Raw genomic sequence first — 26,709 nt, 5'->3', positions numbered from 1 at the left:
ATCTTCTTAATTACTGAAATTCTACTCTACTCCTGCTTCCTCATAAAAACGTTCAGCTCCGGGGTGAAGTGGTGCCCCCAAACCAGATGACGCCTTTTCTGGATCAGACAAAAATTCCTTTACACCAACATTAATATTACTTAATGTATTGATACCGTCTTCAGAATTCATCCACTTCGTCACTTCGTAAATTACTTCTTCTGGCATATTTTTATTAGCAATGATCACTACTCCCCCGCCAACCGTTTCTACAGCATTCTCTTGGCCTGTATATGTCTCTGCCGGGAGTTCCATCGCCTGGTATCCATATTGATCAGCCAGATTTTGAGTTACCTCTTCAGATAGATTAAGGAACTTAAGCTGTCTGGAAGAATTCATTTCTTCAAAAGGGGCTGAAGGAAATCCTGCAAGAGAAGTGACTGCTTCTATGTGACCATCTCTCATTAAGGAACTGGAATCGCTCATGCTTACATACTCAATCCTGCCACCCCAACCTTCGATGTCTTCATATGTCATGCCGTATTCTTCCAGCACCCTTCTTGTTAATAATTCATTTTCCGTTCCACGAGGTCCAACTGAAAGTTTTAGAGGATATTGCTCCTCTTTTACTTGTTCTAGTGAAGTAACTTCAGAATTTTCCAGAACAGCAAACTGAAATACTGATTCAAAAACTTTAGCTATGCTGGTTACTTCAGATAACTTTTCATCAAACGGTTCAATCCCTTCCGTAGCCGCGTAACTAAGACCAGTGCTTGAATGGCCCATTTGCGCCTCGTTACTACCTACCAGTTCCAAGTTGGCCAACGCACCGCCAACTTTCACAGAAGTTTGTGCATCTTCGTATTCCCCGCTAATAAACTCGCCGATAGAAGCTCCGATCGGATACATAGAACCAGATTGTGCACCCATCGTTAAAGTTACATTCAAGTCTGACGTACTTTGACTAGAATCTCCTTCCGTGCTTGCTTCTCCACCATTTCCACAAGCTGCTAATGTTAATAGAAGAATTATAAACACAGGAATCATGCGCTTTAATCTTTTTTCCATAATAAAACTCCTCCTTTTATATAGTTACCTTGCCACTTAAAGCAAGAAGATCCAATTCTGTCGTAATGAGATCAATTTCTTCCTTAATCGATTCATCAATCGGCACATTGGGGTTTCTTACAAGGGAGGTCGATATGATTCCTCCATCTTTCAAAATTTGTTTGTGTACTCCCATTGCATATTTAGCCAACGTTCCTATTCGGATTAAAGGCAAATGTTTAAAGAAATATCGTTTTGCTTCTTCTTCTTTTCTATCATGAAATAATTCAAAGATCCGCACGCAAACATCAGGAAATTCGCATGCCGGCATCGTACCCACAGCTCCACGTCTGATTTCTTCAAATAAGTACATTCCGTTTAATCCACCGAAAACCTTTAATTTTCCGTCTGCCTGCTCGAGTACCTTAGAAATTTTGATCGTAGTAGGTGGGGACTCCACCTTTACATACTGAATATTTTCATAGTTATTCGCCAGCTTAACCATTATATCTACAGGGATGGAGACGCCACTGGCGATGGGGGCATCTTGCATCATGATTGGTATATTTACAGCTTGAGCAATTTCTGCGAAATAGTCGTAAATCCGTTGGGGATCCGGCTTTACCATATATGGCGGAATAATCATCAAGGCACTAGCACCTGCTTGTTCTGCTTTCTTACTAAGTTGGATGGCTTGGGGGATTCCTGTAGCTCCTGTACCGAATACTACAGGAATCTTACCGGCTACTTCCTCCATTACTACCTGCCCAATAAGTTCTCTTTCATCTTCCGTAAGCGTATACATTTCACTCGCATTACCAAAAATGGATATTCCATCCACCCTTGCTTCTAACTGAAACCTGATCAATCTCTTCAGACTTTGATAATCAACTTGATAGTCATCAGTAAATGGTGTTGCCAAAATAGGAAATACACCATTTAATTCTTTATTTTTCATTAAAACTGACCCTCTTTTCTGATTGAATAGTAACGTACTTTTTCTTCGTCAATGGCTATCCCAAGACCAGAATCTTCTGGAAGATGATAAAAACCTTTTTCACAGACTAAGTTATTCGCCAGCAGATCATTCGCGACCGGAAAGACTGTCGGCTGATATTCTAGCATATAGAAATTATTAATAGATGCGCTTACATGAAGAGTCGCTGCAATGCACACTCCTAAACCTACACTCAGATGGGGTGCTATAGGGACATTGAATGCTTCAGCCATATTGGCAATTTTTTTTGCTTCCGTAATCCCAACTCTTCCAATATCCGGCTGGAGGATATCTGTTGCATGCTTAACCAATCTTTCCTTAAATTGGTATCTTGTTCGGATGGCTTCTCCCAAAGCAATTGGAATCCTAGAATTCTCCCTGACGAAATGATTTCCATCTATATCTTCTGCAAGAACAGGGGCTTCAATAAATTTCACATCATATTCACTTAACTTCTCAGATAAGATGACCGCCTCTTTAGGAGAATAGTGCCAATGGGCATCTACCATAAAATTGATATCACTATAATTATTTTTCAATTGTGAGATTATACGAACGTCTTCTTCCAAACCATAACCTAAATGAAGTTTAATATTTTGAAACTGCTTCTCTCTCCAATCATTGGCGAGAACTTTTTTCTCTTCTATCGTTTGCTTAGGCAAACCTGAAACATAGGCAGGAATCTTATCAATATAGTTGCCACCTAATAATTGATAAACAGGGACATTGTGTACTTTACCAAGAATATCCCATAGAGCAATGTCGATCGCCGTGATAGCATCCACCATAAAGCCGGAAAAGTAACCACGTTCTCGCATTGAATCGTATAATTTGTTCCAAATAACATCAATCCTCTTTGGATCTTTCCCTAATAAATAAGAAGAGAACAATGATTCAATCACTGTCCCGGCCACTTCTGGAGCAACTGGGGCAAGACATTCCCCCCATCCTTCTATCCCACTGCTAGTGGAGATTTTCACAAGCAATGTTTCCAGGCTTTTAGAATAAAAAGATCTATATTCCGGCCTTAAATAATAATTGTTTTTGCTGTAATGAAGACCTGAGGATTCTCCTAAGTAAACGACGCCTTTATCCACCTTTAAAGGAAAAACTTCTACATTTGTAATTTCCAACTTTATATCGCCTCGTCTTTCTTCATCCCATAAATCGGATGAAAAATTTGTAAATTAAACCTTCACCACCTCAAAAAGAAATATTTAATTCATTATATGGATTTTATATCCATTTAAGATTATTAAAACACCAAGCAATGGATTTTTCAATGATTTTTTCGAAAATTCTTTATAAATAAAACAAAATATGAAGATTCATTTCATTTTTTAAAAAAATGTTATATAATTTGGATATCAAATCCAATTATCGGTAGGTGTTATCTTTTGACTAATAGTAGTAAATCACAAAGTGTAGATAGAGCACTTCAATTATTAGAATGTTTCTCAGATGCTCGCTTTGAATTAAGAGTGGCTGATTTCTGTAATATGCTAAACATGTCTCAAAGCAGTGTGTCTCGATTATTAACAACCTTGGTAGACAGAGGTTTTGTAGAAAAAAATCATTTTTCCGGGGCATACTTTCTAGGTAAAAAGGTTATATCATTAGCTGGTGTCTCATTAAACAACTATGAAATCAGAAAGCAAGCACTTCCAGAACTTTACGACTTAGAACAAAAAACGAACCTGGGAGCTAATTTAGCTGTATTAGATGAAACTGAAATGTTTTACTTAGCCCATGTGGACAGCAGAAAATCTCCAAGAATGTACACATTAGTCGGCTATAAAAACCCTTTGCACTCTACAGGAATCGGAAAAGTTTTATTGGCACATTTAACAAATCATGAGGCGAATCAAATTTTAGAAAAAACAGCCCTTGTTCCATATACTGTTAATACTGTGGATGACAAAGAAGAATTATTGAAGGAGTTAGAGGTGACTCGAAAAAGAGGTTATGCTCTTGAAATAGAGGAATTAGCTCTAGGCAGAGCTTGTATAGCTGCTCCTGTTAGGGACAGGAGTGGAAAGGTAGTTGCAGGCATCAGTCTTTCCGGTCCTTTATCTGAAATCAGGTTGGAAGAAAGACAGCAAGAACTGGCTAGCATCTTAATCGAAACAACTGATTTAATTTCTTTGAAAATGGGCTACATGTCATCTCCCGCCAGAATGTAATATATGTTAGATTTCCAGAGAAAAGCAGTTGGGTCCGCGTTGATCCCAACTGCTTTTCTCATTTTGTTTCCCGCAATAGTCAACAACCGTAAGCTAATATGTTTACTTCTCAAACACACTCAAATCATCTACATACATGGATCGGTGATAGCCTCGGAGACCGATTTTCCCATAGGAGAAAGAAGTGTCTTGTACATCAATCAATAATTCCCCATTGAAATATCCCGTTATACTATCTCCATCTACAACCGCTCTCATGTCATACCACTGATCCTGTTGGAAGGAAACCTTTTCTTCCGCCAATTTCGTCGCAGACCCATTGACCCATTTATACAACTGGAGGTATTGGTTTTCTCCGTCCGCATATTCCAGTCTTAAATGGTAAAAATTCTGTTCATCCTGATAACGGAACAATAATCCTGATGATCCCCCATAAGTAGAAGAACCTGAGATTTGAGAAAACCTTGCCTGAATGACAAAATCATCCCAGGTTTTTTCTTTCACAAATGCAAGTGCTGGTCCCCACCCCCAGGACGAAGGTTCCGCCTTAGCTTTAGTATTGCCACCATCCTCGACAATCTCCCAATTTCCTTCCACTGTTTGCCATTCAGAAAGGTTTTCAAATGTCTCTTCAAATAGATAATCATTAACTAAAACTGAGACAACAACACGTTCTGATACAATTTCTTTACCATCACTATTTTTTCCGATCAATTCGATTTCATGGTCACCATCCTGTACACCACTTAATCGATAATGCCAGTTTCCATTTTCTTCTACAGCAATTCTAGAAGAAGTATCACCTAACCGGATTTCCAGTTCCTCGATCCCCTTACTCGTTCCACCAATATAATGAGGAAGGAAATGTACTGTTTCAGTGATGGATTCCTGTTCAACCGTGATCTCTGGTTTATAAACCATCACCTTCAAACTATTAGACTCTATCGGCTTGCCTTTTCCTTTCCTGATTACCTTAGCATAAATACTCGCTTCTCCTTCTCCTTTAGCTGACACCATTCCAGTTTTATTTTTCACCTTTGCTACCGATTTGTTGTCAGAAAAGAAAACGATGTTGTATTCCTCAGGATCTACAAGGAAACCATGTTCATCATACGCTTCTACGTGAAGTTGCCTGGTTTCGCCTTCCACAAGTTCTTCCTTATCGATGCTGATCTTTGCTCTGGCAATTTCCTCCGAATTAGCCGCCCCTAAATCTCCATGTGTGAATGTCGGATGCGGTACCGAATGGACAGAATTCAGCGGTCGCAGTTCATGCAGCAGTTCTTCTGCTTGGTCATTCTCATATACATTGTTCAATATTTCAAAGTAACCCATACTTGCAGGATATTCACCTTGGAAATTCAAGTATGCATCGTCTCTAATATGTGTGACGTGAACAATATTTTCTACTGGCCCATCATAGTATGGAAAAGTTTCTGGAGCGGCAACCCAATTTACGACCTCATCATATGCCTGTTCCAAACTATGGCCGCTCGGTGAAATATAATCATAGAGATAAACACCGTTTATGCGGGCGATTTCCGCTGCAATCGTCTGCGGTTGTAAAGAAAAATGAGAATACCAGATTCCATGCGTTCCTCCGTTTCTATTCACTTCATGCTTTAGATGACCATTCTCATCGATTTGGGTTTCAATAAATTCCTTCCAGCGATCGATACCCTGATCAAAAAGACCTTCATCTCCTAAGTAAGCGGCTGTTGAAAGGAATAAAACAAGCCCCCAGTTGCCCCAGTTGTTTTCCGCCCCCATGGTATTCATCGGTAAAGCCTTCTCTCGAAGAAAGGCTTCAAACATAGCTTGATCATCATTCTCCCAAGAGGAAGAATCCCTTATCAAATCTGCTGCATAAATCATCGCCGGAAAATGATAGCTGAAGGAAAGCATGGAATCATCCGTACGGTCAAGTGTCTTCACCGTGGTAGACCAGTCATTGATAAAAGAAGCTGCCTTTGCTGCATATGCTTCTTCGCCTGTCATTTGATAGGCCAAAGCCAATTCATAGGCGCCATTCGCATCATTCATGACTGTTGCTTTTGCGGCCCGATGTGCTTCTGGATCCGTATAAAATCCAGGAACATACCAGTTTTTCGGTGCATGGGGCTCTTGCTCCATCCTATAGTCGGCAGCCGCCTTTACGTCGAGCCAAGCAGTGTAAGTTGGTTCTTCCTTCTTCTCAATCCTTTGCTTCATTAATTCGAGCATTTCCTGATTGAACAACACGCCATCAAAATGAGAAGTAAAGACTTTCTGGTCGGTTTTCTCTGCTGTTTTAGCCATTGCTGTCAACGCAGGTGACCATAACACCGCGATTGTAAACACCAGGATGATTAGAAAACACCCTTTCATCTTTCCCATTCTTTACACTCCTTTTTTATTTAGTTCAGACATCCTCCCTTTGAAGGGAGGATAATCCGATCGAAAACAACATAAGACAGCTTCCATCAGCCTTTCACCGCTCCTGATGTTAGCCCTTGGACAAAATACTTTTGCAACAAAACAAACATGATGGTCACTGGGATGGAAGCAACGATAGATGCAGCCATCATATTTCCCCAGTTGCTTTGAAACTCACCCATATAGTTCATAATCAAGCCAGGTGCCAGCGTCCGCTTCTCCGGGGAAGTGATGAGCGTCAGCGAGTAAAGCAAATCATTCCATGCCCAAACAAAACCGTAAAGCGCAGTCGCGACCAATCCTGGAACGGTGATTGGAAAAATTACCTTATGAATTATTTTAAATTGACTTGCCCCATCAATCTTTGCAGACTCAATCAACGAATTCGGTATTTGGTCAAAGAAAGCTTTTAATGTCCATGTTCCTACCGGGAGCGTGAAGGTGACGAATGCCAGAATCAGGGAAAGATAGCTATCCAAAATCCCGAAATTTTTCATAATTAAATAGATGGTCAATAATAAAACGGCATAAGGAAACACTTTGGACAAGATAAATAAAATCATCAACGATTTTCTGCCGCGATATCTGAACTTTGAAAAACTATAAGCCGCATAAGCGGAAACAAAGGTCGTCAGCACAGCACTCACGCCGGCAACAAACAAGCTGTTTTTCAAGTAAGTTAACAGTGTTCCGTCGGTAATGACATTGACATAATTTTGAATGGTTGGAGCTGAAGGGATAAAGGTCAATTCAAAAATCTCGCTAGCATTCTTGAAAGAAGTATTAACCAGCCAATAGAGCGGAAAAAACACAAAGATTCCAATTACCACCAGGGACATCCAAAAAAAGATTCGATAACCTGCTGTTTTCTCAAACATAGCGGGCACCTCCTTATGCTAAGTCGTCTTTTAAACTACGAATATAAAGAATAGAAAAGATGGATACAATCAACACCCACACCGTTCCGATTGCTGCAGCCGATCCTAGTTCCCAATTTTGGAAGGCATTTTTATAAACCTCTACGGCCAGCGTAGTGGTGGCACGGGCCGGGCCGCCTTCTGTCATGACCCAAATCAAATCAAAGTGCTGGAGACTTTGTATGGTACCGAGTATTAAGACAATCGAGACAATCATTTTCATGTTTGGCAGGATGATTTTTGTAAAGACTTTAAAATTGTTGGCTCCATCTATCCTGGCAGCTTCTATCTGTTCTTTCGGCACGCCCTGCAGCCCTCCTAGAAGAAAAATCATGAACCAGGGCATCGTCTGCCACGTTTTTGCAATAATGACTACCAGCATGGCGGTTTCCGTCTGACCAAGCCAGTTTATTTTCTCAGCAATCAAACCTACATTTAACAGTAATTCATTCAGCACGCCATAGTGCGCCTGAAAAATCCACATCCAGAGAAAGGAAATCGCAGTGCTTGGAATAATCCAGCATACGAGCGTCAAGCCTCTCATAAATTCAGACCCGCGAAAACCTTCATTTAAGACGATGGCCCAAATCAAACCTACAGTGAATGGAAGCAAAGTCCCCCCTATCACAAACACCAGGGTGTTTTTCAGCACATTCAAGAAATTTGGATCTTTGAACATATTAAGATAATTTTCAAAAGCAATGAAAGTACTTTCGGGGCGCATTAAACTGCGATCGGTAAAACTCATAATAATCGAGTTAATAAATGGATAAAAAATGATAAACGTGAAAATCAATAAGGCGGGTAATAGCAACAGAAAGCCAAATTGGCTTTCTGTTAACTTTTGACCTTTATGCCTGCGTTTTTTTTGTTTCGGCGGCTTTTGTTGATCATCCGCTTTTACTTCTGGAGGCTCCGGTATGTTCACTTTTACTTGTGTTTCCACTCTGCTCACCTCAATTTATGGCACTTTCAAGTCGGGATGCCGCATCATCGAGAGCATCCTGTGCAGATTTATCACCTAATAGCGCTGCTTGTAATTCTTCTGAGATGATTCCATCTAATTCACTGGAGTTTTCGTAACTGATGGATTCTGCATTTTGTCCGGTTGCTGTAATATCGAGCCATTCACTCGTCCATTGATCCTGCTGCACTTTTTCATTGGAAATCGCTGATTTCGTTACAGGAGGTAAACCAACGGTATCGAAGTATTTCAGTGCTTCTTCTTCCCCGATAAGATGTTTGATAAATTCTCCAGATTTCTCTAAGTCGGAAGTGTTTTTGAAGGCCACTAAGACATGCCCCCACATGACGGATTGTGGCGTATCTCCTGCCTTCACGACAGGACGAAGCATTGGTTTTATTTTTTTGTCGAGATCTGCTTCTGCCACCCCATTTGATTCCAAAATCCCACGGGCTAGAATTGCGTCATCATAAAATGCCACTTGATCTGTCGCATACATTTGGCGGGCGGCAAAACGGTCCATATCCATGGAAATGTATCCATTATCCACCATCTCTTTCAACCAATTCAGTGTGTCTACCCCCTGCTCGCTATTGACCACCACATTTCCATTTTCATCGAACACTTCACCACCGAAAGTCCAAAGCCATTGCATGAAGTCCTTTGCTGTTCCGCCACCTTTTGTAGTCAGTGCATAAGGAACGATGTCTGGATTCGCACTCTTGACTTTTTTCAATGCGGCTTCGAATTCCTCGATCGTTTGCGGTACTTCGCTTACTCCTGCTTCTTCTAACAAAGAAGGGTTGTTCACCATACCGATTGACGCGGTAGTCCATGGTATCCCGTATTGTGTTCCATCCACTTGCCCGGTTTTCAAGGCAGCTTCTTCAATGTTTTCTTGCAACCAATCTTCACCGACCACTGGGGATAAATCTTCTAGTACGCCAGCATTAGCCAGTGCTTTCAGCCAAACGATATCTACCTGAGCCACATCCAATGCTTCGCCACCTTGGCTGCGGATAATCAGTTGCTCTAGCGTATTGTCCCAAGGCCACCCAACCCAACTAAAGGTAGAATCAGAATGCTCGTTATTCCAATCATCGATCATGCCTTTGATGACATCTTTGGAGGAGTCCTCTTCTCCAGACCATCCAGCCCAGACCATTTCTGTGGTCTTACCGTCTGACCCACTATCTCCTTCATCACCAGAAGAAGCTTCAGACGTCTCCGTGCCCGAGTTGCTGCAGGCAAATAAGAAAAAGCATAAACAGAGAATCATTAATCCAGATACCAGGTGTTTCCTTGTCACTACTGACCACTCCCTTGTTAAAATTTATTTATAAGCAAAGCATAGCAAGCAATATTCAAAGGAAGTAGTAACATTTCTTATGAATCAATACCAGAAAACTTAGGAATTAGCATTTCTGTTGAAAACGCTTACAAATAATTGGTTACCAATCGTACATTTCTTTGTTAATAATACAAATCTTCGAAAACAAGAACAAAAAGCAAAAAGGTCTGTTTAAAGGAATACAGGCTAAATCTTCCACATCCTTTGGAAATTTCCGCTCGCGACAGACTTAAGCCCAAGGCTCTGTGCAGTAAATCACTGCCATTCCGAGCCTTGGACCAAATTCGTGGAAACTAAACTGGTGTAACACAGTATAACAGCAGAACTATGGAAACAGCCAAGATTTCCCGACAACTTCCTTATAGTTAGTCAGCTGTTTTCAAATAGGCATTATGCCTGGCTGTTAAACGTTCCAATGTTTCTTCTAAAGTTGCACTCTTGGAAAAATAATGTTCAAACGCTTCCTTGCGCATCTCTATCACTTCCTGATCCAGCGTTAGTTGCATCGTTGGCAGATCTCCATTTATAATACGTTCAAGCGATTGATTGTCAAAGCGTTCATGTGCCCCTATCAATAAGTGCAAAGCCTTTTCCAAATCGGCATCTTTAGAGGCTGGCAGGCGACCTCCGCGTGCCATCGCATACATGCCTTCATCAACATACCACTTGATAAATTCCATCGCTTCTTCTTTGTATCTCGAATTGGCGTTTATGGAAATAGCATCTCCGACCCCGCCGATATAGCGAAAATCCGTTTGATCTTCACTCATTTTCGGAATCGGTGCAAAAGCCACATCAAAGGAAGGTGTGCCCGCGATCTTATTGCTGTTCACATAGCGCAATACCCATTCTCCGCCAAATAACATCGCTGCTTTTCCTTCTAAAAATTGCATATCGATCGGCATCTTTTTAAGCAACTGCTCCGGCAAGGCAGGCATTGATTTATCCTTGTACATCATGTCGTATAATAGCTTTAAATGCTTAGACACGGCAATATGATCGAAATTAGATGTGCCATCACTTTTTATAGAGCCGTTTTCCCCCAAAGTCCCGTCTATTGGATAAGGCAAGACGAAATCATATTGAACAAACCCCCAGCGGTCCTTGGTGCTGAGCTGTTCTGCATACCTTCGCAGTTCCTTCCAACTCCAATCTGCGGGAATTGGCAACCCTTTTTCCTTCAACAAGTCTTTATTCAAAAGAATAAAGTAAAAATTCTTCTTCGTGGGCATTGCGTGATATTGTCCGTCCACCTTCCACTCTTCTGCTTCCGACCCCACTTTTTCTTCTACGTCATAGTCCGGATCAATGGATGCCAGATCGGTTGTCAACCCCATCTTCACCCGCTGTTTATAGTTATAAGAAAAATAATTCACAAACATATCCACATCCGTTTCGTTTAATAAAGCCGTATCCAGTCGAAGATTACCATTATCATCGTTTGAATACCGCATATAATCGACCTGGACGTCCGGATGCTTGCTGTTCCATAAATCAATCACCGCTTGCGGACCAGCTTCCTTAGGAACTCCTCCCCAGAATTTCAACACAATCGGTGAATCATCCGTTACACGATCGGAATTATCAGCAGAGGTACAACCGATCAAGAGAAACGAAAGGCAACACAAACTACATAATCTTTTTGCAACAGCCTTCCTATTCATGCTCATTCACCTGGTCCATTGCGTATTTACGACGGAATTGGCTCGGTGTATCATGTTTGATCCGCTTAAATATCCGGATGAAGTAGTTATCATTCAAAAATCCAACTTTTTCTGCTATATCCGCAATGGACATGCCTTGGTTATTCAGTAAATAGACTTCGGCATGATCAATCCGCACCCGATGAATATAATGTATCAAGGATTCACCTGTTTTCTTTTTAAAAAGGCCGCTTAAGTAATTTTCATCCATTCCAATATGCTTTGCTATGTTTTTCACCGATAAATCCTTCTGATAGTTTGTTTGAATAAAGGCGATAACGCGGTTTACCTCCGGGTGATCGGTTTGCCGGGACTGTTCATTCCAATATGACACCATATAATCATCTATCATTTCCTCCACCAATTCCTTCAATCGATGATGCGTTGAGGCTGTTTTGATAGCGGACTCGCATTGGCTGTCCTTTTGCACCACTTTCCCTACTAGTTGATCAATCCATAAAGCAGTTTCTTTTACTCTTATCATCGAAAAGCCTTGCTTTTCCATGTAATTCCATAGTTCTTCGATTACTTGTTTGCAATTTTCCGTTTTTTTCTGCTCGACTGTATGAAAAAAACGACTTTCCAATTCCCAAGGAAGGCTTTCCTTCGCAGAACCCCCTGATAGCCGTGTTTTTTCCAACATATCGGTTTCTTTCCCATACCATATAGAATCAAGCAGGTCCACTACCTGTTTCCAGCTATCCATGAAGGCTGACAATTCACCGACTTCCTTAAAGACAAGCTGACAATCCTTGGCTTTGTGTTTATCAAGATTGATCGGTTGATTGGACCAGCAAAAGTAACTTGTATGTCCTAAAGCCGAGTAAGAATGGACAACCGATCCCTCCCTCATTCCGAGGAGATCCGGAAGATTATCATGTTCGGCCTCTGTTGCTTTTTCTGTCATCGTGGCGGCTATAATCAAATGATTTCCGTATAACTTCTGAAATTGAAGCAACGTATGTCGATCTGCTTCCTTGATTTCTTCATCATTCAAAACCTTCTGCCAGCCAGACTCATAAAATCCTTCTACCCCCACAAGATTCTGGTTCCATTGGAGTTCTAATTCTTCCCTGATTTTTTGTAATGCCTCCAACAGCGATTCAATACTCATAGAAAGCTTTAATATATAGTTGGAAGCTCCATACTCCACTGCCTGCCTTGCATACTCAAATTCCGTATGAGCAGTCAACATAAGGAAGTGATTGTTCCAGCCTTGTGCCCTTACCTTTTTTAATAATTCCACCCCATCCATGACCGGCATCATGATATCGCAAATAACGATATCCGGTTGATACTGTTTGATCAGGTCATAAGCCTCTTGGCCATTAGCAGCTTCCCCGATAACCGTAAACCCTTCCTTTTCCCAAGCAATGATTTGCTTAATGGATTCCCGTACAAACAGTTCATCTTCAACAAGCAGCACTGTCCACATAACCGCTAAACACTCCTTTCTATGGAAGCAACGGGAATCGGTATCTTCATTTGCACCAGTGTTCCGTGAGCGGAAGATTGTATGGAAAAACCCGCTTGTCTGCCAAACAATAAAACGAGCCGTTCTTTGATGTTGGCAATTCCAATTCCTTGCCTTTTGCGTTTTGGGGAGGCCTTTGCCGCTTCCTCCATGCCTATTCCGTCGTCCTCCACTTCAATCATGCAATATCCTTCTTCCACTTCGTAAGCGCGGATTTGGATACTCCCTTTGCTTCCTTTCTGGTAAAAGCCATGATGGATGGCATTTTCCACAAGCATCTGTACACTGAGTTTCGGCACCATTACTTCCTCCAATCCAGATTCCAGGAAAACGTCGACTTTGAATAGATCCATGTACCTGAATTTCTGTATTTGGACAAAGGATTGAACTAGTTCGATCTCCTGGTTGAGCGGTATTAAATCGGATTGATCATTCAAGCTGGTTTCCAGCAGCTTACCTAATGAAACAGATATATCCGTGATATCCTTATCGCCATTTTTGATGGAAATCCATTTAATCGTGTTCAATGTATTGAGCAAGAAGTGTGGATTCATTTGAGCAATCAACATTTTGAATCGCAATTCCTGCTTCTGTCTTTCCTCCAGCTTCAGTCTGTTGATCAGGTTGTTAATGTGCGTGATCATTTGGTTGTAGGCATCGGTCAACACCTGCACTTCCCCGGTAGAGTTAGTGCTAGTAATCAATTCCTTCTTGTTATTGTTGATGAATTCTTTCATTCTTGTCTGCAAGGAACTTAGTGGCTTGGTTACTTTATGCGAAATAAAATAGGTGGAAAAAATAAAGAAAATAATCAGTACCAGCATGATAGCGAATAAGCTTATTTTCAATGCATTAATTTCACTGAATAACTGGTCCAAATTAATACTATTGACCAAATACCAATCCAATTTTTCTATATAATTATAATTGACCATTGCATTTGATGAATGTTCGATAAAATAACCGTCTGTCTTCTCGTCCGAAAATATCCGGTCCTTTATGTTGCTGTGCAATATACTGTTGTCATTTGATCGTGAAACGACTTCACCAGCCGAGGAGAGAATAAAATAATCTTGATCAAACGGGACATTTTTTACTAATCCCGAAAACCATTGCGGATAATCAATACTGATTCTCACCACGCCATAGGGGTTGTAATGCTTATTCAATAACTTGGCATGCAAGGTGAGCAAGTTTTCGCTTTGCGTGACATCCGGATGAACGTAACTTTCATCTTTGGTGAGCCACCTGTGATTTTCTGCTGCGGGTTCACTTAACTCCTGAAACCACTCTTCAGTCGTCATTCGTTGATAATCCAACATTTCTCTTGGCTGAAAAGAGGTATATATATTTTCATGAAAGTCGACAAGGGTTATATATGTTTGCGGAGTGTTGAGGAAGAGGCTGTTATTGATGCTTTTCAATTTGTTTTCGATGATGGCTTGTCTTTCCATTGGTTCATAATTCTCCGGTGACATAAAAACAGATTCAATGATAGAATCCTGTTCCAATAGAACGACCGTTTTCATGACTGTCCCCGTGAGGTCTTCCAATGACTGGTTCATATAATTCAGTTCATTGTGAACCTGTGAACTGATTTTCCCCTGAATAATCTGCTCAATCTCATTAAATACATAGATACTCAGAATAAGAAACGGAATAAAGACACAAAAGAAGAAAGCCATGAACAATTTATTTCTTAGCTTGTTGGGAATAAAACGCTGAAAAAAATTCCTCATGGCAAAATCTCCTTTTATAAGGTTATCTTTCTTGCTCGGAAATTTGGTTTTCATAGACTCTTATTTCGACAATCTCCGCCCTCGGGCAGCCATTAGTCGATTCAACCGCTACTTTCAATTGCTTTGATTTTATCACATCAGGCAAAATATGAATACGCTTTCTTTTGCGGTTACCTGTTTCTTTCAAAAGGACTTTCCATTCGTCATCAACCAATGCTTCCAAACGGTAATCCCGAACCAGCTCAGGGATAATCTCAAAAGGAGTACGATGATGATGAAGGTTGATCAAATCCTCGTTGACATCATCGTTGAAAGTTAAGTGTATTTCCTTTAGTTCAACCGCTTTTTCCCAATTTAATTGGATCCATTCCTCCTTTTGATTCATCATGTGATCCGATACCCACATATTCGGCCCATTATAGGGACGAACATATCCGTTGATCGCTTTTTCTGGTGTATAAGCTGTTACCGCCTCATCTAATCGGAAACAGAACCGTTTGCGTTGCACCGGCTTCATTGACCATTCCAAAATGGTATTGACCGATTCATAAGCGTGCAGGTTGGTTTGCTTTACTTCCCGCTTCACAAAAGAAAGCACCCCTGTAACCGGTTGATGGGAAAGAAAAAGATTAACAGCTGGATTTGCTTTGACGATGACAAAAGCCTGGTATCCTATAGATGCTTTCTCTGCAAAAACAGCACTTACCCACTGTTTTTCTCCTTTTCCTACCGGGATCTTTTGCTTTTTGACAAACTTATCCGGAATATAATTTTGCGGTTTCCCGGTATCCCATACCTCTACCTCTAGTTCCGTGTCATTGGTGGCGGAGAGCAGGAGATTTAAACCCGGGAGATTCCCATCGTCGACAGGAAAAGTAAAGGCAATATCCTCTTCCAGTCGGAATGATTCGTGTACCTGGTCTATTTGCAGACGATTGAGAAAACTAGACGCTTCCAGAACGGCGTTTCGCGCGATATCTTTGTCCTCTTTATTCTGGATACCCAGGACAGCGGCATCCTGCCTCAGCAATGTTTGTTGCATCTCTTCCATATGCCTTTGATAAATTTGTCTCGGGCTTGCGCCTTTTTCCACACAAAAGGCAGCCCCTGTGCCTGCTGCTTCGCCGATGACTGCACACGTTGCCATAACTCTTGTCGTCCCAAAAGCAATATGAGTGGCGCTGATGTCCCGGCCGGCAAACAGTAAGTTCGCTACATTTCTCGAATACAAGGAACGAAACGGTATATGATAATTCCCATCTGCTTGTAAATTCTTTGCTCCGCTTTGTTCATCATACATCCCTTTGGGAGGATGAAGATCAATCGACCAGCCGCCAAAGGCCACCCTGTCCTCGAAAAGCTTTTGTTCCGTGACGTCATTTTGGTTGAAAATATAATCCCCGATAAACCGACGGTATTCCCGCTTGCCCGGAATGGCGCCGATCCACTCCAATGTTTGATTCTCTGAATCAAACTTCCCAGAGTTTTTAATATAATCCCAAATACCATAAATGACCGACCACAGTTCATCCCGGATGGCTTCATTTTCATGGACCGTATCCATCAACCCGCCAAATTCAATCCACCAGTAATGACAGCCAGAGTCGCCGCTACGAATGATTCGATTGGTCGGAATCGGTGTTTTGGTTATATCTTTCGCAAAAGCAGGCGGAACGTATTTGACTGGATGTCCTTCATCGCGCGTATAAAAGAGAATGGTACTCCCCAATAAAATATCGTCTGCTTGCTCAGGAGCTAATGACTCGTCAAACTCGTACCTCGCTTCACGGCCAATACGATAATCTGCACCCGCCAAATAACCAATCAATCCATCTCCTGTGCAATCAAGGTAAACCTCGCTAAGGTACGTGATCTTTCGTTCCGATCCAGCCATCCAGCCTGTCACGGAGGTTATCTTCCTTTCACCTTCCGTCATTTCTTCTGAATCCAGTTCATGGACATCTGTATTGAGGAATAATTGAATGTTTTTCTCTGCTTTTACTTTTTCCAATATTAAAGCATCCCATAAATAAGGATTTCCATCAGGATTACGGTACTGATTCTCGACAAACAATTCTCCCATTATTCCCGTTTCTCGAGCATAACGATTAATGCCATGCTTGGTAGCGCCGCATACCCACACTCGAACTTCACTGCTTGAATTACCACCTAAAACCGGCCTATTTTGCACGAGGGACACCGTTTTTCCCAGACGCGCTGCTGCTATCGATGCACATACACCTGCCAACCCGCCGCCGATAACGGTAATATCCGATTTCACCTGTTCACTCCTCATCCACTCACCTCTTATATATATTTTATTTCATCATACTCCTTTCTATTTACTTTTCACATGCACTTATTTATCATGAATATATAGAAAATTTCATTTTGGAGAGGGAAACTCATGAGTGATACTTTGACCAATATCCTGCAGCATACCTATTGGAGGGAAAAACAGGCGTTTCAGCTTTCTGAAGATGTTTACGAAGAATGGGTAGCTTTCGCGATTGAAGATGGAACCATTTTTTACAAAATGGAAGAGGAAGAAGGAGGAGCAACCTATGGCGATGTCATTCTCTGTCCCCCTGGCACTGTATTCAAGCGTGAAGTAGTAACACCAGTTTCCTTCCATTTTCTGCGTTTTGAATGCAATGATAAGTGGCTGGAGACCTCCCTATCCGTTGGCAAATACACAATAAAAGACCGCCAACGTCTTGACTCCACGTATACCCATTTCAGGTATGCAGCTTTAGAAGATAACCCAATACACAATAATTGGAAAAGCCATCTTCTGACAGATATCTGGATGCTTTATTTTATGGAGAAGAACACGGATACCGATCATATGGTGCATAGTAAGAAGAATTCTCTCATTGCGGATGCAAAAAACTATATCGATCAACATGCTTTCCACAAAAACTTACAAGTAAAGCAGGTGGCACAAGAGTATGGATGGAGCCCAGTCCAATTCACAAGAAGATTTCACGCTTATCAAGGAATCACTCCCGGGGGATATATTACAAATCTACGAATCCAACAGGCAAAAAAGCTGTTATTAGAAACAAATGATACGGTAGAGCACATAGCAGAACAGTGCGGTTATAATAATGGTTTCTATTTCTCACGAAGGTTTTCTGAGAGAGTTGGGGTGTCGCCTTCGAAGTTCAGGGAGATGAATGAGGTGTGAAACTAGTTTATGAGCATAAAAAAAGCCGTTCAGCGGATTGAAATATGCTAAACGGCTTCATATATTTACATTATCCATTATTTAGAAGTTATCATATCGCGCACCTTAGCCGTTTCCTCTTCATCGATGAGGTAATAGTAAATCCCATCGATTTTTGTTCCGGATCCCTGCATCTGATACGTCGTAATATTTTTCCTGGTATTTCGATAGTTCAACAGCAGGTTTTGCATATCATCAAAGTCCATGTTGCTTGCCATGTTGTTGCCTAATACCTGGACGATATCGTCAATCTTGCCAACCGAACCAACGGAAGCCCCTTTATCGATAATGCCTTGAATTACCTTGCGTTGGCGTTCGTTACGCCCAAAATCACCGTTTGGATCCTGTTTCCGCATTCTGACATAGTTTAGTGTTTCGTCTTGGCTTAGTCGAATCTCTCCAAGCGGGAAGTCATAGCCACCACTTGAAAACTCGATTTCATTATTAACAGTGACGCCCCCAACTGCACCAACCAATTCTGTCAGCCCTTCCATGTTTAAACGGACATAGTAGTCCAAATCGATATCAAGAAATTGCTCTACTGTATTGACCGACATATCGACGCCACCAAAAGCATAGGCATGGTTGATTTTGTCTTGCGTTCCTTTTCCTACGATCTCTGTCCGCGTATCTCTCGGAATACTGATAAGCTGCATACTGTCTTGTTTTGGATTTAAGGAAAGGACCATCATTGCGTCTGAACGGCCAACATCATTTTCTCTTTCGTCTACACCCAAGAGTAATATGTTTAAAGGTTCTTGATCTTTTACTTTCTTTTTGCCGACTGATGTATCGATGGAACTAACCGGGTGGGTTATTTTGTTTGCGACGGTTTGCTTCGTTTTGTGGTAAATGGAATAGGCGAAAGCACCTGAACCTACAACAAGGAATAAAACAACAGACAAGAGTATCTTAAACCATAGCTTTTTGGATTTCTTATTATTTGTTGAGCGCATAAAAACCTTCCTTTTTTCTAAAGTACAAAATCTGATTTTTTGTGTCATGTATTTACATTATATCAAAAATCAAGGATAGTTTAAGAACTTATTTTCCAAAAAGTGAAACTTTTCCAACTCAAATTTTATTAATTTTCAGCAGGTCAATCATTATTAAATCACTAAATTACTTTATAAAATCATTAGATGTAAGGTAAGTCATCAGCCTGCTTCTTGCCGACTTTGACAAAAAACTCGCTCATTCTCTTTTCCTCCTATGGCCCGGCAAGGAGCCGTAGGGAAAAAAGAAACAAAAAAATAAGCCGGACACAGAACACCCAACTGCATTATTTGCAGGGCGATCCATGTCCGGCTTATAGGTAGTTCACACCACGACTCCATTGTGTAATGGTATTCCAGAATACGATGAGTATGGGCATGAACGCCGTGGAGCTGAATGGATAAAAATTTATATATAGAATTGCATAAAAAAATACCCACTACCACTTAAGGTAATGGGCTTGTTTTAAACCTCATCCTGCTAAGGAGAAGGAGTACTGATTACGGCCACACGATTTTACCACCCTTGCCAAGTTTTTTACCAGTGTTCGCCAGTGAATTTACCACACAGTGCCAATACATTTACCAACCTAATATAAACCCTACAGATGTAGAGTAGAGAACTGATTTCTAGAAGGTAGCCTTTCGGCTATCTTCTTTACTTTCAGCTCCCCCTCATCAAACCGTACGTGAAGTTTTCCCTCATACGGCTTTCCGACGTTCTTCTTCCTTTGGCTTTACGGTGTTAACTCGCCAACTTCACTAATAAGTATTTAACTTCTTCTGCAGTATCTTGGAATTTGGCATGTTTATTCCGTCTATTCCTTTTCTTGTTATTAAACAGATTAAGACGAGTTAATACATACCAGTCGATGCGATTTAACCACTTCTTTCCCATCGGGGACAATTGATAATAGTTCTTAAAACCTTGAAGTCTGCGGTTCAATCCTTTCACTAAATCACGAATATCCATATATAATTTATGGCGTGGTTCGGTGTATTCCTTGATTTTAGTCCGCATCTTTTTCATGGCCTTCTTTGATGGTACGTGATTCATGATATAGAATGTACGCCCACCTTTCTTGCGGACTGGAAATTTCCGGTGATGTAATCCAAGAAAATCAAATCCATCTTGGTCATCCCATATATTCACTAATCTCGATTTCTCCTTGTGAATGGTAAGGTCGAGTTTATTCATAATGGCCTTTATTACTTGCGCACTTTCCAGTGCCTGTTGTTTCCTCTTGCAGATAACCACAAAGTTCCGCATAACGAATAAGTTTACCTAAATGACTGAACTTCTTTTCCCATAACCTGTCCATTGTATTCAAATAGATGTTCGCCAGAAGTGGCGAGATAACTCCACCTTGCGGTGTACCAGTTATGGAGTTTCTGAGCTTTCCTTCCTCCATAATTCCAGCTTTCAGCCATTTCCGAATAAGTTTTAGCACTCTTCTATCGCTAATACGCTGTTCAAGAAGTTTCATTAACTTATCCTGATTGATATTGTCAAAGAAACCTTGGATATCGACGTCCAATACCCAATAGGATTTCTTACTCTCTTTACGTATTTTAGCGATAGCTTGGTGCGCATTTCGTTTTGGACGAAAGCCATAGAACATTCCTGGAAGTCCGCCTCAAATATGGGTTCAATCACCAGCTTCGTTGCCATTTGAACTACTCGGTCCTTGATTGTCGGGATTCCCAACGGTCTTTGTTTCTTCCCATCACCCTTTGGAATGTAGGTTCGAAGAACCGGCTGTGGATGATATTTCTTATCTTTCAACTCCAAGTAGAGCTCATTGAGAAAGTTCTTCTCTCCATAAGCCATGATATCTTCCAGCGTCTGTTCATCTACGCCTCCACTTCCTTTTCTCCGTTTCACGCGTTGCCATGCATCCCACAAGATATCCGGGCGATAAATCTTATCATATAGTGCATGAAACCGACGAGTATCACTTTCCTTGGCACAAAGGTATAATGTTTTCCAGAGTTCTTGAGCTTTTGCATTACTGGCGTAGTTAGCCATTTTCTTGGCATTCACTGACTCTTACCTCCTTTGAACATAGGAACGAAGTAGGGTATTGGCTTGTGCCGTCCTTCCCTAGACAATGTTGTGTTGTCCTTGTCATCATTGGTACTATGACCCCCTCCGACTCTCTCTCAGTCCATCAACCATTTCACCGACAGCTTATAGGTATCTGTTTTACTTCTTTCGAAGTGACCGAGGAGGGTATCCCCAGTTCCATTAATTACTGTCTTAACATGTCGCTCTCCATACCCCGAGGGATCCTTCAGTGCTGCATTCCAAGTTCTACACACTTTCCATGGTCTTCGCCCATAAGCAAGAGGCTCGACTTCCCTTGTTCCTCCGAAGAGGGGTTTAATTGACGAGGCTGCAAGATTCACTTCATGTTACAACCTGTTAAGTTGCTCGCACTCCGAAAGGAGTTACTTTGTCACAGGGCTTCAACCTTAGGATTTCTCCACCAGTCGCCTGTCAGCTACTGAGCGTCTTGGCACTTACTCAGACTGGACTTTCACCAGTAAGCAATTAATAGCGTGCTGGGCACGCTACTAGTATAATAACCCGTAGGGTTTTTGCTTTTTTAATGTGAAGTATTCTTAAAATACTCTAGGATTATTTTTCTTGAACCCTCATAAATGTCCTGTTCTGTCCATTCATAGGGAAATGGTTCCTTCCCGAAAATGTCCAGTAGCTTTGTTTTTAGATCATTGGGGAATGGATACCAGTTCTTATACCCTGTATAAAAATAGTATTCCTCTGTCTCTTTTAAAATCTTTTCTGTCATAATACTCATATCAGATTTCCACACTTAGCCCATGACGTTCACGCATAGAAACTTCTCCATCTATTAGTATTTGATAGGAGTCATGGATAATACGATCTAAAATAGCCTCCGCAATGGTCTCATTACCTAATTTAAAGTGCCAGCCATCCGGATCGATTTGTGAACAAAAGATTGTTGAAGCTACTTTGTGACGTGCTTCTGTTATTTCCAGAAGGATAGCTGCTTCGTCAGATGTTAAATCCGTTAATAGCCATTCATCAAGTATAAGTAAATCAACCTTTGTGTATTTTTTGATGCATTTCCGGTAACTTCCGTCCGCAGCTAATTTGGCGAGTGACAACTCATCTAGAAGCTCTGGGAGACGAATGTATTTCACCTTATAAAATTGACGGCAAGCAGATACCCCCAATGCACTTGCTAAATATGATTTTCCTGCACCAGTGGCTCCTTTCAAAATAATATTGTGACCGTCTTGTATATAGATGCAACTGGCTAATTTTAATATCAAGTCTTTATCTAGTTTTCTATCTTGATGATATTCTACATCCTCGACACAGGCATTCGGGTTTAAGAAGGTCGCTGATTGTATCAGGCGTTGGAGCTTATTACTCTTTCGACGGGAATACTCTAAATCCACGAGTAAAGAAAAACGTTCCTCAAAGCTCATCTTTTGAAACTCCTTGTTTAATGCTTGTTCTTTATAAGCCTCTGCCATTCCACTTAATTTCATTTCGTGTAATTTAGTTAATGTTTGGTCATTCATCATTTGTCTATTCCCCCATAGTAACGAGCTCCTCTTGTGAAGCCATAGTTGGTTTCGCTAGTTTCTGTTTTGCGTTTCATCTCTTGCTCGGCATCATTCTTTTTATTGCTCTTTAGAAGTGTCTGAATCCCCTTAACCGTTGGCCTTTTGGTCATGGAGATAATCATTTTACTTGCCCGTTCAATTTCATATTTTGTATAACGGCGCTCAGATTTTTTCAAAGTGAATATCGATTGTAGTGCTAGTTTTTCAGTTTGAGAAGCGTCTAGAATACATTTAACGATGTTTAATGTAGAAGACCCGATACTTTCCCCCCATTCAATGGCGGCTTCTGGTGTTTGGTCTACAAATAATTTATGATTTTCAGGCATATGATCACGAACTGTAGATAATTGACCGAATTTCCCATATAATCTTTTATGGGATGCCACCCGCATATGATTAAAATAGATTTCAACGAGGGTATCTGATTGTTTCACTTCGACTTTTCGATTGATATATTCATATGGAACTGAATAAAACATACTATCGACAGAGATGTGATAGTCAGGTCGTACTTTCGCTGTTTTCCATTCAGATATTTTATAAGGAATGGACGGTAGAGGGGAAAGTGCGAATTTCTCCTCTTCCTCGAATGCCGAAAGACGGCATCCTTTTTTACGAGTAAAGGGACGCTCATTGAATTCGGCTAATTTCTTCCAAACTTCTTCATTCAATTCATCAATACTGAAGCAATGTGTATTTCTTAATGCCGCGATAATCCAGGTAGAGATTACATTTACCGAACCCTCAACGCTTGCTTTATCCTTCGGAGTACGAACCCGTCCAGGCATGACCACCGTGTTATAATAGTCTGCCATTTCCCTATAAGTAGGGTTTAAGATTAACTCACGTGTCGTATGTTTTGTCACGCTCGCTTTAAGGTTGTCTGGTACAAGAATTTGTGTGGTTCCACCAAAATACTTAAAGGCATGGTTGTGTGCAGAAACCCATGATGATAAATCCATTGATAAAGTTGCTTCCGCATAAGATAATTGACTGCACGGTAATGTCGCAACGAAAACGTAAGCTTTTACTTTCTCGCAGTGTCTCTATCGATAATAAAGGATGTAGACCCTGCCCAATCCACCTCCATAATTTCACCTGGCTTTCTACGAATGCGTAAAGTGGCTTTATACTTATCCGCATATCTACTGTAGTGACGTAAGAAACTTCGATAGGAGTAAGGAATCTTACGATTCGCTCGACACTCCACTTCGTATTCATGGTGTAGAAGGGATAGCGTCAAATTAGGTTTGGCTAATTCTTCATGAATATAATCAAAGTTTAATGGCTGCCGTCCAGACCCCTCCATAGTCTTCTCCGGAAAGAGAAACTCCTCAATCCATTGATCCGTCATTTCTTCATCTAGCGGACAGACTAAGCCTTTCTTTTCCGTTAATCGGATGATTTCTGTTATCTTTTGACGAGAGTTACCAGTACTTACGGCAATACCTCTTAGACTGATTCCCTCATCATGTAACTCCAATATCCTTCGATAATGAATCATTTAAAAATACCTCCATACAAAAAATGTCACACCTTCGGTGTGCCCATTAATTANATCCTTCGGGATTTCATTCGACCATATCGGGTGCGACCTAAAAAGCAAGCTACCATAAGATACGAGACTCCTCCTGGCAAACAAGCTCAAATGGATTGGGGACACATTGGTAAATTCGCCGTTGATGGTGAAATGAAGGATATTTATGCTTTTGTGATTTTACTAAGTTATTCGAGGCTTAAATATGTAGAGTTTACAGACAGTATGGATTTAGAAACTTTAATGAAGTGCCATATGAACGCTTTTGCTTATTTCAATGGAGTGCCTGAGCAAATTTTATATGACAATATGAAAACTGCTGTTATCAGGCATAGTCCAGTTGAAATAAGATTCAATCGGAAGTTCGAAGAATTTCTAGCTTACTATGGAATTGTCCCAAAGGCATGTAAACCACACCGACCACAAACGAAGGGGAAAGTAGAAAATGTTGTTGGATATTTAAAGAAGAACTTTTTGCAGCGCAAGCATGAACCTACTTTAAAAGCATTAAATGAAGATGTGAGAGTGTGGTTAGATCAGGTAGCGAACCGTAAGGTGCATCAGACAACGCTTGAATCACCTCATACTCGTTTCCAGCATGAACAAAAACATTTAATGACATCAAATACGAAACCATTGTTCCCTATCCATCATTGGGAAATTAGGAAGGTGAGTAAGGATTGCTTTGTCTCCTATCTCGGTAAGAGATATTCAGTACCTTTTCGGTACGTTGGACAAGAACTGAAAATAAAAGAAACATTAGATCATCATTTAGAAATTTATGACCATTATGAATGTGTGGCTAAGCACCCTATTATGACTGGTAAGGTAAGAGATTATATAAACCTTGAACATTATAAAGGACTGCAAACGACTACTGATGGTTTGCCGACCCACAGCCGTTTACAGTCCCCTGATAGTGAAGTAGAACAACGTTCCCTTCAAATTTATGAGCAACTAGAAGGAGGTGATCAATCATGACCACAAACCTTTTAGTTGAACGCTTAGAAGAAATCGGTTGGCATTACACCGCCGATCAAATAGATGGTCTGCTTGAAGACGCATCTAAAAATAATGTACCATATTCGGACTTCTTAATCACGCTATTATCACAAGAAATCGAACAGAAGGAAAAGGCAGCTTTAGATAAACGTCTAAAGAAAGCGAAGCTTCCCTATCTTAAGAGCATTCATGACTTCGACTTTAGTTTTCAACCAAGTATAGATGAACGAAGAGTTAAAGAAGTGTTATCGGGTAGATACATCCATAATGGGGATAACATCCTACTTCTTGGACCACCAGGAGTAGGAAAGACACATTTAGCCATTTCCATGGCTTTTGAAGCTATCACGAATGGACACCAAGCACTTTTTATCACAGCCAATGATTTTATAGCTGAATGCCAAAAGGCAGAGAAACAAGGGTTAATCCAACGGATTATTAAAAGATATAGCCGACCAGAATTACTAATTATTGATGAATTAGGTTACTTTAGTTTCGATGAACTAAGCGCACACACACTTTTGATTATTGCAGTGAAAATGAGCCACTTATGCGGAGTTTTGAGCCAGTCATTGCGGAGGAAAGAGCCACCCTTTGCGGAATGCAGGGCCACTATAAATAGAAAAAGGAAAAGCCTCCTGTATAATAACCTTGCATGCTAGCAAGCATGACATTATTATACAGGAGGCTTTTTTATGGTTAATTACCTAAAGATTCTGGAACTTCACTTTGAAGAAGTCAGTCAAAGAACGATTAGTTCTAGCACTGGGCACTCAAGGAATACAGTTTCAGATGTCATTCAACGTGCCAAAAAACTTGGCGTGGAAAGCTTGAATGACACCATGACCAATACATGGCTAGAAGCGTTTCTCTTCCCAGAGAAACAGGCTGTTGAGAAAGGGTACTTCCCAATTGATTGGGAAAGAGTGCATAAGGAACTACAAAAGAAGAATGTGACCCTGTCTCTATTGCATCATGAGTATTCGACAGAGGCACGTGAAGGTGGAAAGATCCCCTATGCCTATCGTACTTTTTGTGAGAACTATGGGAAATATGCGAAAAAGTATAAACTTACCATGCCTATTCGCAGAAAACCTGGTGAAGTGATGGAAGTAGATTGGGCTGGTACTACATTGAAGATTAATGACCGTTCAACAGGAGAAACGATTCCAGCGTATGTTTTTATTGCGACCTTACCCTATGGTAAACGTGTTGGCGTAGCCTGGTAAATTCCTTGGCGGAGAGTGGTAAAAAAGATGGCAAGGGTGGTAAAATCTCTTGGCTGTATTCACCCTCCTGCATTTGGAACGACGAAGAGGATATAGATGAGGAGGAACTAGTTCGCTGGGCTATTGAGATTATTGATAAGGAATTAAGAGATAAAAGATTTAAATAATAATATAAACAACCATTGGAGCCAGTGTAGTTCCAGTGGTTGTTTATATTATTAACTACTTTCATCAAAGTGGCTCTCACCCCCGCACTTAATGGCTCAGTTGACCGCAAACAGTGGCTCAAATCTCCACACTAATGGCTCAATCTCTCCGCAATACTCA

The 26,709-nt window shown here is 40.9% G+C and carries 22 protein-coding genes and 1 pseudogene; 5 read left to right on the top strand and 18 right to left on the bottom strand.

Going from position 1 to position 26,709, the window contains the following annotated elements:
- Window positions 1–21: 21 nt before the first annotated feature.
- The 3 genes from BN1067_RS07250 to BN1067_RS07240 are packed head-to-tail and all read right to left on the bottom strand — an operon-like array spanning window position 22 to window position 3,156.
- Window positions 22–1,047, bottom strand: a complete 1,026-nt coding sequence (locus BN1067_RS07250; protein ID WP_053218219.1) for a TAXI family TRAP transporter solute-binding subunit — start codon at window positions 1,045–1,047, stop codon at window positions 22–24.
- Between the two features lie 16 nt (window positions 1,048–1,063).
- The gene (locus tag BN1067_RS07245; protein WP_053218218.1) at window positions 1,064–1,984 is read right to left on the bottom strand and encodes a dihydrodipicolinate synthase family protein; all 921 of its coding nucleotides are present in this window, start codon (window positions 1,982–1,984) and stop codon (window positions 1,064–1,066) included.
- A complete protein-coding gene (locus BN1067_RS07240; RefSeq protein WP_053218217.1) occupies window positions 1,984–3,156 on the bottom strand; it encodes a mandelate racemase/muconate lactonizing enzyme family protein in 1,173 nt (390 codons plus the stop codon). The genes BN1067_RS07245 and BN1067_RS07240 overlap by 1 nt, the downstream gene beginning before the upstream one ends.
- A 264-nt stretch (window positions 3,157–3,420) precedes the next feature.
- Between BN1067_RS07240 and BN1067_RS07235 the strand changes: the two genes are divergently transcribed.
- Window positions 3,421–4,206: an IclR family transcriptional regulator gene (locus BN1067_RS07235; RefSeq protein WP_110943366.1), complete on the top strand. Its 786-nt coding sequence runs from the start codon at window positions 3,421–3,423 to the stop codon at window positions 4,204–4,206.
- A 102-nt stretch (window positions 4,207–4,308) separates the two neighbouring features.
- Here BN1067_RS07235 and BN1067_RS07230 read toward each other — a convergent pair whose 3' ends face one another.
- The 8 genes from BN1067_RS07230 to BN1067_RS07195 form a co-directional block, all read right to left on the bottom strand.
- On the bottom strand, window positions 4,309–6,582 hold the full coding sequence (locus BN1067_RS07230) for an alginate lyase family protein (protein WP_053218215.1): 2,274 nt from the start codon (window positions 6,580–6,582) through the stop codon (window positions 4,309–4,311).
- An 86-nt stretch (window positions 6,583–6,668) separates the two neighbouring features.
- Window positions 6,669–7,499 carry a carbohydrate ABC transporter permease gene (locus tag BN1067_RS07225; RefSeq protein ID WP_053218214.1) on the bottom strand — a complete coding sequence of 277 codons (831 nt, stop codon included), beginning with the start codon at window positions 7,497–7,499 and terminating at the stop codon, window positions 6,669–6,671.
- Between the two features lie 13 nt (window positions 7,500–7,512).
- Window positions 7,513–8,484: a carbohydrate ABC transporter permease gene (locus BN1067_RS07220; RefSeq protein WP_199868486.1), complete on the bottom strand. Its 972-nt coding sequence runs from the start codon at window positions 8,482–8,484 to the stop codon at window positions 7,513–7,515.
- Window positions 8,485–8,494: 10 nt separating this feature from the next.
- Window positions 8,495–9,811: an ABC transporter substrate-binding protein gene (locus BN1067_RS07215; RefSeq protein WP_110943365.1), complete on the bottom strand. Its 1,317-nt coding sequence runs from the start codon at window positions 9,809–9,811 to the stop codon at window positions 8,495–8,497.
- Window positions 9,812–10,218: 407 nt separating this feature from the next.
- Window positions 10,219–11,517 (bottom strand): ABC transporter substrate-binding protein, encoded by a 1,299-nt coding sequence (locus tag BN1067_RS07210; RefSeq protein ID WP_053218213.1) that lies wholly within the window; start codon window positions 11,515–11,517, stop codon window positions 10,219–10,221.
- Window positions 11,510–12,991, bottom strand: coding sequence for a response regulator (locus tag BN1067_RS19820; protein ID WP_053218212.1), 1,482 nt, complete (start codon window positions 12,989–12,991; stop codon window positions 11,510–11,512). Before BN1067_RS19820 ends, BN1067_RS07210 begins: the two co-directional genes overlap by 8 nt.
- 5 nt (window positions 12,992–12,996) lie before the next feature.
- Window positions 12,997–14,769 (bottom strand): cache domain-containing sensor histidine kinase, encoded by a 1,773-nt coding sequence (locus tag BN1067_RS07200; RefSeq protein WP_053218211.1) that lies wholly within the window; start codon window positions 14,767–14,769, stop codon window positions 12,997–12,999.
- Between the two features lie 22 nt (window positions 14,770–14,791).
- The gene (locus BN1067_RS07195) at window positions 14,792–17,065 is read right to left on the bottom strand and encodes an FAD-dependent oxidoreductase (RefSeq protein WP_053218210.1); all 2,274 of its coding nucleotides are present in this window, start codon (window positions 17,063–17,065) and stop codon (window positions 14,792–14,794) included.
- Window positions 17,066–17,176: 111 nt separating this feature from the next.
- Between BN1067_RS07195 and BN1067_RS07190 the strand changes: the two genes are divergently transcribed.
- A complete protein-coding gene (locus BN1067_RS07190) occupies window positions 17,177–17,959 on the top strand; it encodes a helix-turn-helix transcriptional regulator (RefSeq protein WP_053218209.1) in 783 nt (260 codons plus the stop codon).
- 77 nt (window positions 17,960–18,036) lie between these two features.
- Here BN1067_RS07190 and BN1067_RS07185 read toward each other — a convergent pair whose 3' ends face one another.
- The 7 genes from BN1067_RS07185 to BN1067_RS20115 form a co-directional block, all read right to left on the bottom strand.
- Window positions 18,037–18,954 carry an LCP family glycopolymer transferase gene (locus BN1067_RS07185; RefSeq protein WP_053218208.1) on the bottom strand — a complete coding sequence of 306 codons (918 nt, stop codon included), beginning with the start codon at window positions 18,952–18,954 and terminating at the stop codon, window positions 18,037–18,039.
- Between the two features lie 784 nt (window positions 18,955–19,738).
- Window positions 19,739–20,146 carry a group II intron maturase-specific domain-containing protein gene (locus tag BN1067_RS20130; RefSeq protein ID WP_234400641.1) on the bottom strand — a complete coding sequence of 136 codons (408 nt, stop codon included), beginning with the start codon at window positions 20,144–20,146 and terminating at the stop codon, window positions 19,739–19,741.
- Between the two features lie 37 nt (window positions 20,147–20,183).
- Window positions 20,184–20,564: a reverse transcriptase domain-containing protein gene (locus tag BN1067_RS20125; RefSeq protein WP_234400677.1), complete on the bottom strand. Its 381-nt coding sequence runs from the start codon at window positions 20,562–20,564 to the stop codon at window positions 20,184–20,186.
- On the bottom strand, window positions 20,480–21,037 hold the full coding sequence (locus BN1067_RS20120) for a reverse transcriptase family protein (protein WP_234400688.1): 558 nt from the start codon (window positions 21,035–21,037) through the stop codon (window positions 20,480–20,482). The genes BN1067_RS20125 and BN1067_RS20120 overlap by 85 nt, the downstream gene beginning before the upstream one ends.
- A 779-nt stretch (window positions 21,038–21,816) precedes the next feature.
- Window positions 21,817–22,572 (bottom strand): IS21-like element helper ATPase IstB, encoded by a 756-nt coding sequence (gene istB, locus BN1067_RS07165; RefSeq protein WP_199868485.1) that lies wholly within the window; start codon window positions 22,570–22,572, stop codon window positions 21,817–21,819.
- Window positions 22,569–23,576 (bottom strand): Mu transposase domain-containing protein, encoded by a 1,008-nt coding sequence (locus BN1067_RS07160; protein WP_234400640.1) that lies wholly within the window; start codon window positions 23,574–23,576, stop codon window positions 22,569–22,571. Before BN1067_RS07160 ends, istB begins: the two co-directional genes overlap by 4 nt.
- A 65-nt stretch (window positions 23,577–23,641) precedes the next feature.
- Window positions 23,642–24,118, bottom strand: coding sequence for a transposase (locus BN1067_RS20115; protein ID WP_234400639.1), 477 nt, complete (start codon window positions 24,116–24,118; stop codon window positions 23,642–23,644).
- Window positions 24,119–24,172: 54 nt separating this feature from the next.
- On the opposite strand from BN1067_RS20115, the pseudogene istA reads away from it, so the two are divergent.
- The 3 genes and pseudogenes from istA to BN1067_RS07145 all read left to right on the top strand — a co-directional run.
- A pseudogene (gene istA / locus BN1067_RS07155) lies at window positions 24,173–25,132 on the top strand (IS21 family transposase); the annotation flags it as partial.
- On the top strand, window positions 25,129–25,815 hold the full coding sequence (locus tag BN1067_RS07150; RefSeq protein WP_053218205.1) for an ATP-binding protein: 687 nt from the start codon (window positions 25,129–25,131) through the stop codon (window positions 25,813–25,815). The pseudogene istA and the gene BN1067_RS07150, both read left to right, overlap by 4 nt.
- A gap of 33 nt (window positions 25,816–25,848) precedes the next feature.
- Window positions 25,849–26,382 carry a helix-turn-helix domain-containing protein gene (locus tag BN1067_RS07145; RefSeq protein ID WP_053218200.1) on the top strand — a complete coding sequence of 178 codons (534 nt, stop codon included), beginning with the start codon at window positions 25,849–25,851 and terminating at the stop codon, window positions 26,380–26,382.
- The last annotated feature ends 327 nt before the right edge of the window (window positions 26,383–26,709 follow it).

The sequence above is a fragment of the Virgibacillus senegalensis genome (genome assembly GCF_000821245.2).
Lineage (GTDB): Bacteria > Bacillota > Bacilli > Bacillales > Amphibacillaceae > Sediminibacillus > Sediminibacillus senegalensis.
The sequence above is the reverse complement of the archived record's forward strand: the minus strand, read 5'-3'. Positions and strand labels throughout refer to the sequence as shown.

Coding starts and splice junctions, on each gene's coding strand:
- BN1067_RS07250 (WP_053218219.1), bottom strand. CDS start 1,047: ATGGAAAAAAGATTAAAGCGCATGATTCCTGTGTTTATAATTCTTCTA.
- BN1067_RS07245 (WP_053218218.1), bottom strand. CDS start 1,984: ATGAAAAATAAAGAATTAAATGGTGTATTTCCTATTTTGGCAACACCA.
- BN1067_RS07230 (WP_053218215.1), bottom strand. CDS start 6,582: ATGGGAAAGATGAAAGGGTGTTTTCTAATCATCCTGGTGTTTACAATC.
- BN1067_RS07225 (WP_053218214.1), bottom strand. CDS start 7,499: ATGTTTGAGAAAACAGCAGGTTATCGAATCTTTTTTTGGATGTCCCTG.
- BN1067_RS07210 (WP_053218213.1), bottom strand. CDS start 11,517: ATGAATAGGAAGGCTGTTGCAAAAAGATTATGTAGTTTGTGTTGCCTT.
- BN1067_RS19820 (WP_053218212.1), bottom strand. CDS start 12,991: ATGTGGACAGTGCTGCTTGTTGAAGATGAACTGTTTGTACGGGAATCC.
- BN1067_RS07200 (WP_053218211.1), bottom strand. CDS start 14,769: ATGAGGAATTTTTTTCAGCGTTTTATTCCCAACAAGCTAAGAAATAAA.
- BN1067_RS07195 (WP_053218210.1), bottom strand. CDS start 17,065: ATGAGGAGTGAACAGGTGAAATCGGATATTACCGTTATCGGCGGCGGG.
- BN1067_RS07190 (WP_053218209.1), top strand. CDS start 17,177: ATGAGTGATACTTTGACCAATATCCTGCAGCATACCTATTGGAGGGAA.
- BN1067_RS07185 (WP_053218208.1), bottom strand. CDS start 18,954: ATGCGCTCAACAAATAATAAGAAATCCAAAAAGCTATGGTTTAAGATA.
- istB (WP_199868485.1), bottom strand. CDS start 22,572: ATGATGAATGACCAAACATTAACTAAATTACACGAAATGAAATTAAGT.
- BN1067_RS07160 (WP_234400640.1), bottom strand. CDS start 23,576: ATGGATTTATCATCATGGGTTTCTGCACACAACCATGCCTTTAAGTAT.
- BN1067_RS20115 (WP_234400639.1), bottom strand. CDS start 24,118: ATGATTCATTATCGAAGGATATTGGAGTTACATGATGAGGGAATCAGT.
- BN1067_RS07150 (WP_053218205.1), top strand. CDS start 25,129: ATGACCACAAACCTTTTAGTTGAACGCTTAGAAGAAATCGGTTGGCAT.
- BN1067_RS07145 (WP_053218200.1), top strand. CDS start 25,849: ATGGTTAATTACCTAAAGATTCTGGAACTTCACTTTGAAGAAGTCAGT.